Genomic DNA, 13,879 nt, shown 5'->3' with positions numbered 1-13,879 from the left:
ATGATAGCGAGCGCAGTATCAATACAAGACCAGTTAATACAAAGATTAACCAATAACTTTCTTTATCAGAAATACAACACCCGGCTGTTCACCATTCACCTGCTTATATTAATCGGGCGCGCTGAAACATTTGAAGAGTACTATGAGTTGGGAACGGATTTGCTTTTTGAGCAACTCAAACTTAGCTTTTCAAAATACAGCAAGAATGCCGATGGCCATACAGATGAGCTTTTTGACGTGGTTATCTACATGAACATGCTTTCCCGCGCTAAACTGATCAGGTATGACGCTGAAGAGCTGTTTCAGGAATTGACGACCGCATCTGCTTTTACATCGGCTGTACGGGCAAGTTTCTGCCAATCATCTTTCGAAAACAGTCGCCCAGCTGCATCGTTGCCTGTAACAGGCGCATCCAGACCCGAAGTTTTCGAGGAGTTGGTTATGGCTTACTATACGCAAAAAAGGAAGTATGCTCAGCAGGGGGCTATATTCAGAAGCTCACTTGAAGAAAGTGCACTGAAGGGCTTCCTTTCCGGGCATGAAAACCATGGGCTGGAACGGTGTCTTTTTGATTTGCTCAACAGCCCGCATACGCCAGCCACCAGTTTACCGGAATATTTCGCAGATTGGTCAGGCGGATCGTCTCATTTTGATATCCAGGCTGATCATGTGGAATTGCTGATTAATGAAACCAGCAAAGAGAAGTCGGCAAATCATATCGATTTGCTCATAGCTACCCTATTTATACTGAAAATCAACCTGATTAATGAAGAGCCCAATTAACGTTTTTTATTTTGATTCGAAAGGTTTCAGCACCTTATACGGCATTGGCAGTTACAGAAAAGTGCTGCTCCCGGAGCTTGCTAGAAGCGGAATCATTAATCTGACGCATGTCAGATTTTCATACCGGGACCAGGGTGGTGTAGACTATCGGCAGGCGGATAGCACCCAGGACTATAATACGCTTGACATTATCTTTTCGCTAAAAGACTTTACGCAATACCAAATTGAGGAGAACTATATTGATGGGTTCAGGGCGAGAATCTGCATCACAATGATTCTGCAAATAACAGGCCTGCGTGAAGGTATTTTTCACCTCAACTCGTCTTCAGACCAAGTGATTGCAAAGTATGCGAAAGCAGCCGGCTATAGGGTCATTGGAACCCAGCACGTCCCATTTTCGATCGCCCACACCACGTTTCATTTTTACCAGGAATACCTGGACTGGTCGCTCGAAAAAGAGAAAAGGCACCTTGCAGAATTGGACGGGATGATCTGTTTATGCCCACAGGCGCTGCGGGACATTCAGGCAATTTCACCGACAACTTTTTCGAAGATCATTTACAACGGGGTTTCAACAACCCGCATCAATAAAAGAGCGAACCGTAGTGAGGCCAAGGCTACCCTGGGATGCTCGCAGGACGATTTCATCTTTCTTTTTTCGAGCAGACTGGACAGGCTGAAGGGGCTTTACGAACTTATTGACGCATTCACTGCATTTGCGATCAATAAACGCAACGTTAAACTGATTATAGCCGGGGGCGGCGACTACGACACCGCACTAAAACGTGCGCAGGGCGCGCTGGGCAAAATCATATTCACTGGCTTTTTGGACCATCAAAAGCTAATCAGATTACTGGAAGTAGCAGACGTTGGCCTGCTGCCTTCTCATTCTGAGCAATCCAGCTTTTCGACACTTGAAATGTTAAGCTATGGCCTTCCGATGATCGTAACTGACAGTAGCGGTTTCGAAGTATTCGAAAATGGCAGAGACGTCATTAAAGTAACCGGAGAACGGCTGCCTTCCGGCGACCTGACTTCAGTTCATATCGACAGCCTAACCGGGGCCCTGGAGGTTGTATATAACGATGCGTCACTCCGGGAGCGCCTCGGCAAACAGGGCAAACACCTGGTGAATACAGTGTTCTCGAAAAAGTTAATGGCTGAATCTACAATTTCATTTTACCAAACCATTGCGACGTGATGAAAACAGCAACAATTGATACAAGCACGATTACAGGGTATATCCGCGACCTGATCATTGATAACCGGCAATTTATATCGCCAGACAGAGGCGCGCTGCTCAATAGCGCAGGATGTTCGTTATTTCTCTATCATTATGCCGAGGCCTACGAGGATGACCTGGCGTATGACCAGGCAGGCCTCTTCTCACAGCCGCTGTTCGATGGTGTGCGTAACTATCAACTGGAAGCCCCCGGGACAGTTTCTATCTGCTCTGGGGTGATCGGGAGTGCGTGGGCTTTGAGGCATCTTAAGCAAGAGGGTTTTATTGATTTCGGCAATGAGCTTGACCACATCGATCAGGTGGCTGTCGAGTTCTACAACCGCATGGCCGCTTTAGGAAACTATGACTACCTGCATGGTGCGCTCGGCGCGCTATTCTATCTGTTGTCAGCGACTAAAGACGCGCACCGTTTAAAAGTGCTCCACAGCTTGCTTGGCCACCTGCTCGAAAACTGCAACCGCACCGATGAGTTGCTTTATTTAAGTGACTTTGATATGCAGAAAAACGTTGTGAACAACGGGATTATAAATTTGGGCCTATCGCATGGAACGCCATCTTTAATTCCTGTGCTCTGCAAGGCAGTTCAATACGACACCAGCTTTGCGTACCTCCTGCCAAGCATCGAAAAGCTGTCAAATACCATAATCGCTATGAAAAACCGCTCCAATACCGGATCTATCTATCCATACCGGTCGGTGCTCGGTCAGCATGCGGATTTCAAGACCAGACTTGGCTGGTGTTATGGCGACCTCGGCATAGCGGTAAGCCTTTACCAGGCTGCCGAAGTGCTTAAATCAGGAAGTCTTAAATCACATTGTTACGAGATCTTTGAGCGAGCCAGCAGCCGGCGCAGTCTGGAAGAAGGCCAGGTCAGAGATGCTGCGCTTTGTCATGGTGCCGCCGGTATATCTCACCTCTTCAGGGAGGCCGCTAAATGGTATCAAAACGATCCGGGATTTTCGGCCACAGCAGATTATTGGCTCGATATCTCAAACGATCTTATTCAGCCCTACCAGTCGGTCATAACCGGCAGGTCTAAATTCCACCAGGAACATGGCTTTCTTAATAGTTTTTCATTGTTAGAGGGCTTAAGTGGAATTGGCTTGGCTTATCTGAGCAAGATTCATCACTCATCCAATTGGCAGCACATTTTATTATTACCCTGAACAGACATGAACAACCCGACAAAGACACCCGCTTTTTTTGTAATGAGAACGCCGATGTTCAGCCTTGACACGCTGTTCAATATTTATGACCGATTGAAATCAGAAAGCCATGAGATCGTGTTGAATGATATCCTTGATGAGACCTTCCTGGAAGCAATTTACCTGGCCTCGCCCGTTCTGCATACGGAAATTACCAAGTTAAAAACAACACTACCGGTCAAGGAAAAGGAAACACGGAAAATCTACGAAAGCATCTTGAAGTATCTGATCAGGGCTTCCACCCGCTGTACGCCTTTCGGGCTCTTTGCCGGCACCTCCACGGGACTGATTGCAGCAAATTCAAACCTGGATATGCGAACGGCAAAAATTCTGCGAAATCTGCGAATTGATATGGATTTCTTATGTGGTCTGGCAAACCGGCTCAAGAACAACCGGGCCATCAGGCGAAATTTGCGATTCTATCCCAATACTACCCTGCATAAAAAAGGCCGGAACTATGGATACATAGAATATAAATATGACTCAAGACAAAACAGGACCTTCCATCTTGCGGAAGTAAATATCAATCCGGTCCTGACCCATATTCTTAAGTTGGCCAAAACCGGTCCAGGCTATTCTGACATCATGCAGGATGTGCTTTCTACTTTCGACATTACTGGTGATACGGTCGACGCGTACCTGAACGATCTCATCGAAAACAATGTTCTGTACAGCTCGATTGAACCCAATGTGACGGGCGGCGACTTTTTCTCGAAACTGGTGGCTACAGTGGGCAGTATAGCGCAGCTGGAGCCCTCCCTGTCGCCTTTGGCAGCTACCTTGAACACCATCGAGGAGGAACTTACGGTCTTGAGGTCAGGCACGCCTGCACCTGCAGATTACAAAAGAATTTTCATGCTGTTTTCGGGCCTTGACGCAACAACCTCGTTAGATGAAGGAAAACTGTTTCAGATGGACATGTCCCGAAAAATTGAGGGTTTAACCATTAGTCAGGGTAACCTGGACAAGATCATACGGGTGTTCAGCAAAATAAAGTCCTTGAGCTCACCCTCTCTATACACTACGCAATTGGAACGTTTCAAACGGGCTTTCGCTGAAAAATATGAAGGGCAAACGGTCAAGCTGACCACGCTTTTTAATAACCAAACGGGGTTAGGATATAAATCAGCAACAGCCTTGAGTGATTATTATCACCGCGAGGGACCTGTTCCAAGCCGGCTGGAACAAATTGCTTTGCAAAAGTATATTGAGTTTATCCGCACCGGCGCCGATCAGATCATCATTGAAGAAGAAGATTTTAACACAGAAATTCTCGAATCGCTCGATGAAGACTGCAGCCTGATGTTTTCCATTGTAGACCTTCAGGAAGATCCGGACAAATCTGTGTTTGCCTTGCAAAGCTTTTCCTTGTCCAGCAGCAATCTTCTGGGCCGGTTTGCTCATGCAGACCAGCTGCTGAATACGCAGCTGAAAGCTGCTTTAAAAGAGAGGGAGGAAGGTCAAAGTTCTGTCATTGCAGAAATCGCGCATCTGCCGCAATCCAGAATCGGGAATATCCTTTCCAGACCAACGCTGTCTGCTATGGAAATTGAGTTTCTCGCCTTGTCAGAACTCCCGCAGGAGAACAAGATTTCCATAGATGATCTCTATGTGAAGATTGTAAATAATGAATTGGTCTTGATTTCGAAGAAGCTGGGAAAAAGAATTGTTCCAAGCCTTTCCTCGGCGCACAATTTTTCGAAAGGAAGCCTCGATATTTACCATTTTTTGTCTGATTTGCAATATCAAAACCGCCGCGGCATGGCTATTTGGGACTGGGGCAATCTGCGCAACCAGAAGTTTCTGCCGCGTGTTACCTACAGCAACTGTATCCTTTCGCCGGCAAAATGGGTGCTGGACTGGAAAGAGCTGTCATCTTATCAGGCAGAAAAAAAATGTGACTTTTATGAGTCGTACTTGCAACTGTCTGAAAAATATCGGTATCCAATGGTTTTCATTGTGAAAGAATTCGACAACTACCTAACCCTCGATATGAGCGTGGGGATGTGCAGGGATATCGCAGAAAAAATGCTCAGGAAAAAAGGGATGTTAGAGGTTCAGGAGTTCCTGCACAATGAAAAACTAAATATATCCGACAACTTTGGCTTTGCCAACGAGTTTGTGATCCCCATCTTCGGAAACAAACATATCTCCAATATTCCTCCCGCATTACTGAAGGTGGAAAACAACACTGTTCAGCGCGATTTTCATGCCGGTGATGTATGGCTCTATGCTAAAATATATTGTAAGCCTAAAAACCAGAACCTGATTTTGGGCCACCTGGATAAGATTACGAAGAGGCTGTTGAAGGAAGGAAGTATTTCATCCTGGTTTTTTATCAGGTACAGCGATCCAAAACCACATCTGCGTGTCAGATTACTGAGCAATGGCACCGATTCTTCTCCGCTCGACAAACTTCATTCCGGCATCAGCAGGCTGATATCAGACGGCATCATTACAAATTTCACCATTGATACCTATTCAAGGGAGCTTGAACGCTATGGGGCAGCGGACATTGAAAAGTGTGAACAATCTTTTTACTGGAACACCCATTTTGTTTTGGATTTATTGGGTCATCCATCAGGGAACAGCAAGGCGGCTTTGCAAAAGGTGGCCCTGTACTTTATCGATAAAGTATTGACAGAGCTTTCCTACAGCAATACACGTAAAGCAGCGTTTTTCAACAGAAGCTTCAATTATTTTGCGAGAGAATTTCGTTTCGCAACTGATAAACGGATGAAAGAAACGCTCACAAAGTATTATAGAGGGATCCGCCAGGACATTGACTTTCTGGGAAAGAATCTTAGTTGGACAGAAGGCTCCCCGCTCACCAATAGATTTATAGCCAACCAAATAGATATTTTTAAGAGCCTGAATGGGAAAGGGTCTGATCCTTATGAGGTGCTGACGAGTATCTTCCACATGTTTATCAACCGTTTATTTTTCGAACAGCAACGTTTCGAGGAGTTTACCATATACTTTTTACTGGATAGCCAATTCAGATCTATCCTTGCCAAAGAAAAAGTGTTGGCATGAAGTACATTGCTTTTATATGGGTACTGATTACAGCGGGGATAGCCCACGGTTATGCACAAACAAATGAGCTTGCGCAGCGCTGGCATCTTTCGAGAAAATCCGGCGTTGCTAAAGTCACTTTTGACAAGTATAAGGGTACGGTCAGCCAGATCAAAACAGCCGGTAAATCGAAATTACTGTTGCGGAAGTCACTCAAATTTGATCAGAAAGCTGAAGGTTTACTCCATTCCAAAGTAACCTTTCAGGGAAATATCAAAACCGGAGACACCTGCATCTACATGGCTCAGGTATTCAAGGGCAGTAAGCCTGTTGCTGCTACGTCCTGGCCGGTCCAATTTTCTCAGGACAAATCGGCAGTTTCCGGCAACTTGTATTTTCCTGAACGTGTTGATTCAATCGTTTTGTCCATCGTTACAGCAGGAAAAGTAGATGCCAGGCTTTCAGATTTTTCAGCTGTTATTTTGCAGGGGCCTGCCTTAAAAGACTATTCAACAAAGTTGAACGAACTTGCGCGGAATGCCTCAAACACGACCAAGTTGCGCAATTTAGGGATGATCTGGGGCGAACTCAAGTATCGGTATCCGGCTCAAGACTGGGATCGAATTCTCCTGGACGCGCTGGAGCCGGCTTTTAACCAGAACCCTTCCGAACTTGCATTTGAAAAATCCATCAGTTTTTTGTTGAAACAGATAGATTTCAAACAACGCCACAAATGGGAAAAACCTGATTCCGGCCTTATGGCTTTAAGCGGGCTCTTAGAAGGCAAAAACGAACGTGCACGGATCCAACAAGCCCTATCACATGTTTCGGTTGACTCATCAACATACTTTATCCCGCCTACTGATGAACGACCCGTTCCCATTTTTCAGGAAAAAAACCCAGACCGGAATCCGGTTCCGGAAATTCGTTCGAGGTTACTGTTTTTATTCAGGTACTGGAATATCATTGATAAGTTTTATCCTTATAAAAAGTCGCTTCTTCCCAACTGGACGCAACGCTTACAGGAATTTATTCCGAAAATGATTCTCGCAACCTCCGAACGGCTTTATGCCGGATGTTTAATGGAACTAAACGCGTCTATCGGAGATGGTCATGCCGCTATTCCCATCTCCTTCATCAATTTTGGCGAAACGATGTACGACCGAAAATATACGGTTGTACCGGCAAAATATAGCATTGCCCCGGATAGCAAAATCATCGTATCGGAGATTGATCCCGCTTTTGCCAAACTAAGTGGCATCCAAACAAACGATGTAATAGTCCGTGTAAATGGTATACGGCTGGATTCCCTGGCCCGGGCTTTAAAAAAATATATTGGTCATCCACATGAAGCGGTGAAAAATGTATATCTCCAGCAAAGCAGGTGGCTCAACGTGATCCCGTTTTCGGGTAAAAGTCTTGAAATTGTGTATAGACATGAGGGCGAAGAGCGCACCAAGGTTCTCGACTGGTCGGCGGCAACATTTCAAACCTATGGTGAGTTCATCTTCAGCAGCCTCATGAGGCAGAAACAAGCTGCTGCGAACAAAACCCTCACCTACTTTCCTAAGCAAAGATTGTTACTCCTGAAACCAGATCAGTGGAATGAGGCGCTGGCCGACTCGGCTGCCAGGGCCTTTGCAGAGACTGATCATCTGGTCATTGACTGCCGCGTTTACCCGGATTGGCAGTTTCTGAAGTTCGTTGAAAAAATTCTGGCGGATAATCGCCCCCTGGTTCGCTACAGGTATTGTTCAAAGGTACCGGGCCGGTTTGAAACCCAAATCCAATACGCTGCGGCCGATGGCCAATCATTTGAAAAAGAAATTTATGTCCTGATTTCCGAAGAAAGCGAAAGCCGGTCGGAACTTCTTGCCATGATGCTCAAAAGCGGGGCCAGCAGATGTAAACTGATCGGCAGGCGAACTGCCGGCGCGGATGGGGACGTTGCATCAATACCGCCCATTGGAAATCAAAAAATCCTATTCCGGTTTTCTGCTGTTGGCGTGGAGTTTCCCGACGGGAAACAGACCCAACAAACTGGCATTAATCCGGACATCCACGTAGCGGATAGTGCATCAAATACAGACGAAATTTTTAATGAGGTATTTAAAAGAGTCAATTAGAGGACGGCGGTTGCTATTTGGTTGCCTGATGATGGTCATGGGGCTATCTGTCCGGGCACAGCAATCGTTTACGCTGAAACAGACCATCGACTATGCCGAAACGCACAGCCTGTTGCTGGGAACATCGCGTGTGGAACTAGATAAAAATGTCTTCTTAGAAAAGAACCTGGTAAACAACCTGATCCCAACGCTAACTTTCAACTCTAACCTTGGAGGCTTATGGGGCAGATCTATTGACCCAACTACCAACAACTTTACCACAAATCAAACAATTTTTCAGACACTGGGACTGCAAAGTTCGATTACGCTGCTCAGCAGCAGTACGTTTAACCTTTCGAAACAAATTGCAAAAAGCAATACAGAAATCGCAAGGTACAGACTGGAAAACCAGTTGATGGCGTTGAAAGCGAACATCATACTCAGCTACCTGAATATGGTGGGCGCAAGGGCAAAAGCAGCAATGACCGAAAGATCTATTGAATTTTACGCAAAACAGGTAAGGGTAACCGATACCCTAATTGCTTATCAGCGCAGAACGCTTCCCGACAAAATCCGGTTTCAACAGCAAATTAGTTCAGACAGTGTAACGCTGCTCCGGCAGCAGAGTGCCATCCAGGAAGCAATGATTCAATTGCAGGGTCTTGCCGATCACCAGGCCGATGTTACTTATGACAACACAGACATAAATGACACGACAGCAAACGGCCTATTCGACTATATACAGCAAGTTCGCTTAACCGAACTCGAATCTGCTTTTCTGAAAGATCATCCGGGTGTCAAAGAGCACTACGCATCCATTAACCTGAACAAAACACAGCTTCGTATCGCAAAACGGGCTTGGGTACCTGCCGTTTCTATCAGTTTAGGGCTGGGTTCGAATTATTCAGACAATTATTTTTTGCTGGGCCGACCCATTAACTATTTTGAGCAGGTGATCAGGAACAACATCAGTCAAAGCGTTTTTATAAACCTCAGTCTCCCCATCCTAAACCATAATGCCAACAAGCGAAGCATCTATCAGGCAGAAGCTGGCATCAGGCAACAGGTACTTGAGAGCGAGTCCAACGTCCAGCAGTTGAGAACAAGCATTCGGTCAGCATACAACGACGCATATTATGCGTTCAGGTCGTATCAACAAAGCAACATCAGCCTAAGAAAAATTGAGGCGTTAGTCGATTTAAATACCAGGCTATTTAAAACCAACAGGTTATCAGTAATTGATTTTATTCAATCGGCCAGAGAACTGAATTCCGAATTGCTTAACAACCAGGATTTAAGAACAACAGCACTGTTCAAGATTATCCTGTTAAAATTTTATGCATCAAAAAATCTAAACTTCCTGTAATGCAAAGTCCACTAGTAAGCGTTATCATGCCTTATTTTAACGCCATGCCCTATATCGCTGAATCAATTGCATCCATACTCAATCAGACCTATGGTAATTTTGAGTTGATCCTGGTTGATGACGGCTCCTTTGACAGTTCTGCCTACGTTGTTGCCGGTTTTAAAGATTCCAGGCTTATACACCTGAGAAATGAGACAAACCTGGGTATTACGGCGTCATTAAATATCGGATTGCAGATGGCAAAGGGCGAGTTTATAGCCAGAATGGATGCAGATGATGTATCACACGCTGAAAGGCTGCAGCTGCAAATTGACTTTCTCAGAGAAAATCCCAGTGTAGATATCGTATCTGGGGGCATACAATTCTCAGAAACCAAAAGATATCAGTGCTACGATTACACCAATGACATCCTTGAGATTTTGTTTTTGTTTGAAAATCCGATTTCCCACCCCACGGCAATCTGGCGAAAACAACGCCTTCTTGCGCACCACATTAGTTATGATGAACATGCGCTCTTTGTTGAAGACTATAAACTTTGGATCGACTGTATTTTAAGCGGTCTGCAGTTCAGGATATTGCCAACGCCCGTCTTAACGTATCGCCAGCATGAGAGCCAGATTACCAAAACAAGAAGGGAGAAACAATTCGCAAATTTTCTCAGAATCGCATACCTGTATCTCCAGGCGATTTTTCCGGAAGCGGTTTCATTCTCCGCTCCAAAAAAATTCTATTCCCTGGTTACCAACAAGGTTATGGACAGCCAGGAGCTCAGCGAGTGTATCGATTTTATAGATCGGTTGGTTGAACTTAACCAACAGAAACGCGAATTGAATGCCGAGTTGTTTTCAGGAATTATGCAGGCAAAAAAGGCACAACTTCTTCACTTTGGGTACGCTAAACAGGCCGATCCATCACTCAGGTAAGCCTATCCAGGAATGAGACCAAAAATGAGTCATGATGGCGGCTTTACCATATTCCCTGGCCTGCCTGATTTCTGAATAATTATATTCGAATACATCTTTAAGGGCGATGACATCGAAACGCACGGCCGGATGTCTTCTCAGCGCACTAAGCATTCTGAAGGGCCCGGAATATTGGGGTGTTTCCATCAAACTGCGCTCCTTTTCATCATAGGTGCGGATAATGTCTTTTACCAACCTGATCAGGTACTCTTCGTGTTTCCCCGCCGAAAAATGTTCTGACGCGATCGATTTACTCACCTCATCATACAGGAGGTATCCATTTGGTGCTTCCAGGCACAACTGTTTAAACCCGGACACATTATGCAGCCTGATATCCCAGTCAATATAATAGCCGCCGTAATGATGCACAATCAGATACCTGGCAATATCTGAGGCTTCTGCATGATTCCTGGCGTTCAAAATTGCCGGCAGTGCAATGGGGTATGTATGCTCAATAAACAGATTGATTTCTGCGTCCGTCCAAATTTTTATTTCGTATCCATCCCGCTCAAGAATATTCCAGGATTGCATACAGTCATGGTTTAGTTTGGTTGCCCGGGGCCCTGTAATAAAGTGCAGAATGGCGGGAATCATCATTCACAATTTGTAGGTGATTACTGAAAATATGAAAAAAAAATCACTCGGAGCCTTTTGTAGCTGAACTTCTTTCATTACCCACGTCGCATAGAAGATTAGGTCATTTTTCGCCGTGAGGTTGACAGCGTGTAATCTATCCGTGTAAATTCCAGGTAAGCCAGCTTGACGATCCTTCCTGGTTTGTAGAAGCTAATAGCAGCCTCGGTGGGGCCTTTACGCAGCTGGTTTCGTGAACTTCAGCTATCGTCTTTATTGACTTGTATGCAAACGTTCACGCAGTGTCTCAATGGTCATTTTGGTGTCCCGATGCAACATTCTGTGACAATTTGCGCACACCAAAGCAAGATCGGCGAGCGCAGTTTGGGTATCCATTGCAATTTGGTGTAAAGGGGTTCGGTGGTGACATTCGATATATCCCCTGCCAACTGAACCATAGAATTTGTGGTAATCAAAGCTGCAAACTTCACAATCCAACCGGTGATATTTTTTCCAGTAGCTTTCCTTCTTTTTTTGAATGATGGTGCGGTTGCGTTCGTGCAATTTATGGAGCTTGTAGATGATCTGGCCTTCTCGCACAGTGAAATCCTCATCCTCGACTGAGTAAGGAATGGCGGCAATGGCTGCTCTGCTATCAGGATTATTCGCTATGTTGCGGATTTCTCTAGCGAGCGATTCCAACTTTTCCCGCTCATTTTGAAATTCATAAAATACTTCGCTGTCTAATTTCCCAAAGGCTTCCATACCCTTCCCGGTATAGGTTGGGTCGATGGCAAGAAAATTACTGAGTTTTAAGCCCACCCCGTTCGGATTCCGAAACCGCTCGTAACTATCCTTCAATCCGTGAATAGGGAGTAAATTCAGGATTCTCGAGAGTTCGATGATCTTTGCATTTCGCGCATGCATTTTTCCCGGCTCGGTCTTAAAGTATAAGTCGAGCGCTAAAATTAGCTCATCCCGGTGCCACTTCGGATTTCTCATCGATTACGTTTTCCGAATGTAATAGAAAATATAAGATTTTCGTTATTTCGTCAAACATCAGTTTATTAAAAGAGCGAGTTCCGGGCAAGCAGACCAGCAATGCTCTTTGCGCTCCTTCTTCCAAGATCTTCAGCAGTTGCTCATACGGACCATCTACCTCCTGATCCGAAGCAGCTGCCCTTAGTTTTCAGGACTGAGACAAACCATCGATTTTTTAAAAAGTTGTGATAGCACCATTCTTGTTCACCATATCTTCGTTAAGACCTGTTTTTTGATGGCCAGCATGATGATGCAGTTCTTTGCCAGGGCAATCTCCACGTCAATTTGTCGGAATATTTCTATCGAAGAATTGATCAAAATTGACTTTCTGTGGGCGATAGCCGGCATCATGCCGATGGCCAGCAGGAGCAGGATACTAAATTTTCTCACTGGAATGGAAAGCGTGGTTTAATGGATAGTAAGTTTGTGGGGCACAATATACGGGTTGGGAGGAGAAATATCGCAGGGGCGTGATTAGATTGTATTTTGCTTTCCAGAAGGCAATACGATTATAGTTTATATCAATCAGCTGACTATCAACTTTCAACACATCTAGCTGATCCTATTTCGATTCGATTTCGTTGCGTTGACCAAGAGCGGGCGGTAGCGTTTCAAAATGTTTAAGTTGTATACCTGTTAAGGTTTTCCATTCTAATGGTCCGCTTGCCGATCTTGCAAGCGTTGCTGAAGCTGCTCGGGATGAAGAAGTAAATACATAATCTTTGGTTAGCTGGTAAAATTCTCCAGACTTAACTAGTACTCCTTCAGAAAGCATTCTTTGGCGCTCTAGCCGGATACTATCTGCCAATGATCCCTGCTCTGCAACCATAAGTTTTGATCCCTTAAACATGATAAAACCCTCAGTGGATGGCCTTCCCGCGCCCTCCGCTCCTGCCCCGTTTTTGCAATAAAAGTCCTGCGACTCGGTCTCTGTGTCTTCAACAGTTTCTTCCAGGTTTTCGAATAATTTATGCCCAAGGGCCGGTGCCAGCACCTTGATATTTGATAGGAACTCCTCAAGCTCTGCTTGTTCTGCATCTGAAAGTTTCGGCTTTGTCGGTATATTTTGATCAATTGAATACCGCGCCGCAGATACCGCCAAGTCGTACAGTCTATTTTCCAGGTATTTAACGCTTGCTTTATTTAGATATCGGTCCTTGCTTCCGAAAAACATGACCTCATTCCAAAATTCTTTATCTTGGATCTGTTGTAATAATCGAGGTCCTATTAGCTCTGCCTCGCCAATATAGGAGGCGTCTTCATTATTCTGTCCTTTGCCAATTAAAATGTAAACCCGGGTTTCTGAAATTCCGGTCGGTCTATGTAATCACGAACTTTGATTCTGGGGACCTTTAGCCCTATGCCTGTCCAATTGCTTAACTCAGCGGTTATTAAGCCATTTGCATTTCCATCTACTAGGAAAAGTCGAATTGTTTTGCCGAAAGTTTTCAATTCAATCTATAATATTTTTGAAGGTTTGTTCTAACTACGCTCAATTTTACAAAAAAACAAGCGTTATTTCCTTGTAAGCCTATTGTTATTGCTATCGCTGTTACACCATTTACCACCGATCAACGCAACATCAG

General features: G+C 44.9%; 11 protein-coding genes. 7 read left to right on the top strand and 4 right to left on the bottom strand.

Annotated features, from left to right (window positions below):
* From C7T94_RS03900 to C7T94_RS03870, 7 genes are read left to right on the top strand one after another with little or no spacing between them, the layout of a single operon-like run.
* Positions 1-783: a hypothetical protein gene (locus tag C7T94_RS03900; RefSeq protein WP_107213810.1), complete on the top strand. Its 783-nt coding sequence runs from the start codon at positions 1-3 to the stop codon at positions 781-783.
* Positions 767-1,984 carry a glycosyltransferase family 4 protein gene (locus C7T94_RS03895; RefSeq protein WP_107213808.1) on the top strand — a complete coding sequence of 406 codons (1,218 nt, stop codon included), beginning with the start codon at positions 767-769 and terminating at the stop codon, positions 1,982-1,984. The genes C7T94_RS03900 and C7T94_RS03895 overlap by 17 nt, the downstream gene beginning before the upstream one ends.
* A complete protein-coding gene (locus C7T94_RS03890; RefSeq protein ID WP_107213806.1) occupies positions 1,984-3,192 on the top strand; it encodes a lanthionine synthetase LanC family protein in 1,209 nt (402 codons plus the stop codon). Before C7T94_RS03895 ends, C7T94_RS03890 begins: the two co-directional genes overlap by 1 nt.
* A gap of 6 nt (positions 3,193-3,198) precedes the next feature.
* Positions 3,199-6,267, top strand: a complete 3,069-nt coding sequence (locus C7T94_RS03885) for a lantibiotic dehydratase (RefSeq protein ID WP_107213804.1) — start codon at positions 3,199-3,201, stop codon at positions 6,265-6,267.
* Positions 6,264-8,372 (top strand): S41 family peptidase, encoded by a 2,109-nt coding sequence (locus C7T94_RS03880; RefSeq protein WP_107213803.1) that lies wholly within the window; start codon positions 6,264-6,266, stop codon positions 8,370-8,372. The genes C7T94_RS03885 and C7T94_RS03880 overlap by 4 nt, the downstream gene beginning before the upstream one ends.
* Positions 8,347-9,717: a TolC family protein gene (locus tag C7T94_RS03875; RefSeq protein ID WP_107213802.1), complete on the top strand. Its 1,371-nt coding sequence runs from the start codon at positions 8,347-8,349 to the stop codon at positions 9,715-9,717. The genes C7T94_RS03880 and C7T94_RS03875 overlap by 26 nt, the downstream gene beginning before the upstream one ends.
* A complete protein-coding gene (locus tag C7T94_RS03870) occupies positions 9,717-10,640 on the top strand; it encodes a glycosyltransferase family 2 protein (protein WP_107213801.1) in 924 nt (307 codons plus the stop codon). The genes C7T94_RS03875 and C7T94_RS03870 overlap by 1 nt, the downstream gene beginning before the upstream one ends.
* On the opposite strand, the gene C7T94_RS03865 is transcribed toward C7T94_RS03870, so the two are convergent.
* From C7T94_RS03865 to C7T94_RS03855, 4 genes are all read right to left on the bottom strand, one after another.
* Positions 10,629-11,210, bottom strand: a complete 582-nt coding sequence (locus C7T94_RS03865) for a glycosyltransferase (protein ID WP_162618531.1) — start codon at positions 11,208-11,210, stop codon at positions 10,629-10,631. The two genes, C7T94_RS03870 and C7T94_RS03865, sit on opposite strands and share 12 nt — an antisense overlap.
* A 315-nt stretch (positions 11,211-11,525) precedes the next feature.
* On the bottom strand, positions 11,526-12,254 hold the full coding sequence (locus tag C7T94_RS03860) for an HNH endonuclease (protein WP_107213799.1): 729 nt from the start codon (positions 12,252-12,254) through the stop codon (positions 11,526-11,528).
* Between the two features lie 243 nt (positions 12,255-12,497).
* Positions 12,498-12,683, bottom strand: coding sequence for a hypothetical protein (locus tag C7T94_RS19275; protein ID WP_162618530.1), 186 nt, complete (start codon positions 12,681-12,683; stop codon positions 12,498-12,500).
* A 172-nt stretch (positions 12,684-12,855) separates the two neighbouring features.
* Positions 12,856-13,467, bottom strand: a complete 612-nt coding sequence (locus C7T94_RS03855; protein ID WP_239494918.1) for a DUF4357 domain-containing protein — start codon at positions 13,465-13,467, stop codon at positions 12,856-12,858.
* Positions 13,468-13,879: the final 412 nt, after the last annotated feature.

This window comes from Pedobacter yulinensis, assembly GCF_003029735.1.
Classification (GTDB): Bacteria; Bacteroidota; Bacteroidia; order Sphingobacteriales; family Sphingobacteriaceae; genus Pedobacter; species Pedobacter yulinensis.
The sequence above is the reverse complement of the archived record's forward strand: the minus strand, read 5'-3'. Positions and strand labels throughout refer to the sequence as shown.

Coding starts and splice junctions, on each gene's coding strand:
- C7T94_RS03885 (WP_107213804.1), top strand. CDS start 3,199: ATGAACAACCCGACAAAGACACCCGCTTTTTTTGTAATGAGAACGCCG.
- C7T94_RS03875 (WP_107213802.1), top strand. CDS start 8,347: ATGAGGTATTTAAAAGAGTCAATTAGAGGACGGCGGTTGCTATTTGGT.
- C7T94_RS03865 (WP_162618531.1), bottom strand. CDS start 11,210: ATGCAATCCTGGAATATTCTTGAGCGGGATGGATACGAAATAAAAATT.
- C7T94_RS03860 (WP_107213799.1), bottom strand. CDS start 12,254: ATGAGAAATCCGAAGTGGCACCGGGATGAGCTAATTTTAGCGCTCGAC.
- C7T94_RS03895 (WP_107213808.1), top strand. CDS start 767: ATGAAGAGCCCAATTAACGTTTTTTATTTTGATTCGAAAGGTTTCAGC.
- C7T94_RS03890 (WP_107213806.1), top strand. CDS start 1,984: ATGAAAACAGCAACAATTGATACAAGCACGATTACAGGGTATATCCGC.
- C7T94_RS03855 (WP_239494918.1), bottom strand. CDS start 13,467: ATGTTTTTCGGAAGCAAGGACCGATATCTAAATAAAGCAAGCGTTAAA.
- C7T94_RS03880 (WP_107213803.1), top strand. CDS start 6,264: ATGAAGTACATTGCTTTTATATGGGTACTGATTACAGCGGGGATAGCC.
- C7T94_RS03900 (WP_107213810.1), top strand. CDS start 1: ATGATAGCGAGCGCAGTATCAATACAAGACCAGTTAATACAAAGATTA.
- C7T94_RS03870 (WP_107213801.1), top strand. CDS start 9,717: ATGCAAAGTCCACTAGTAAGCGTTATCATGCCTTATTTTAACGCCATG.